This window comes from Lysinibacillus sp. G1-3, assembly GCF_056322905.1.
On the sequence record NZ_JBWHYQ010000054.1, the window covers coordinates 1 to 941 of the forward strand.

The 941-nt window shown below is 46.0% G+C and carries 2 rRNA genes; both read right to left on the reverse strand.

Annotated elements, in window-relative coordinates:
- Positions 1-578 (reverse strand): 23S ribosomal RNA (locus ACVYAD_RS25020); the annotation flags it as partial.
- Between the two features lie 304 nt (positions 579-882).
- Positions 883-941, reverse strand: a 16S ribosomal RNA gene (locus ACVYAD_RS25025); the annotation flags it as partial.

A 941-nucleotide genomic window follows, 5' to 3' on the forward strand; every position in this document is an offset into this window, starting at 1 on the left:
CTACTTGTAGGCACACGGTTTCAGGATCTCTTTCACTCCCCTTCCGGGGTGCTTTTCACCTTTCCCTCACGGTACTGGTTCACTATCGGTCACTAGGTAGTATTTAGCCTTGGGAGATGGTCCTCCCAGATTCCGACGGAATTTCACGTGTTCCGCCGTACTCAGGATCCACTCAGGAGAGAACGAACTTTCGACTACAGGGCTTTTACCTGCTCTGGCGGACCTTTCCAAGTCGCTTCATCTAACTCGCTCTTTTGTAACTCCGTATAGAGTGTCCTACAACCCCAAGAGGCAAGCCTCTTGGTTTGGGCTCTTCCCGTTTCGCTCGCCGCTACTCAGGGAATCGATTTTTCTTTCTCTTCCTCCAGGTACTTAGATGTTTCAGTTCCCTGGGTCTGCCTTCAAGACGCTATGTATTCACGTCAAGATACTACGCGATTAAACGTAGTGGGTTCCCCCATTCGGAAATCTCCGGATCAAAGCTCACTTACAGCTCCCCGAAGCATATCGGTGTTAGTGCCGTCCTTCATCGGCTCCTAGTGCCAAGGCATTCGCCGTGCGCCCTTAATAACTTAACCTATAGCTTTCAATACACATCGTATTTCGTCGTCAGCTGCACTCGTTCAGTCAGTCACGTACAAAGGTACGCTCCTTCCTTCTCTCGATTGCTTCCTAGAACTACTCGTGTCTTGAAACCTTATTCGTTATTAAGCCTATAAAAAAACTTAAAAAATAAATGTGTTTGTTACAATTTCAATGTCGTTTTATCCAGTTTTCAAAGAACAAGTTTTGAAGTGTTTCATTCAGAAGAATGAACCTTCAAAACTGAACGCAAAACGTAATCTTACAAACCCTAGGTTTGTATTCCGAAAATATCCTTAGAAAGGAGGTGATCCAGCCGCACCTTCCGATACGGCTACCTTGTTACGACTTCACCCCAA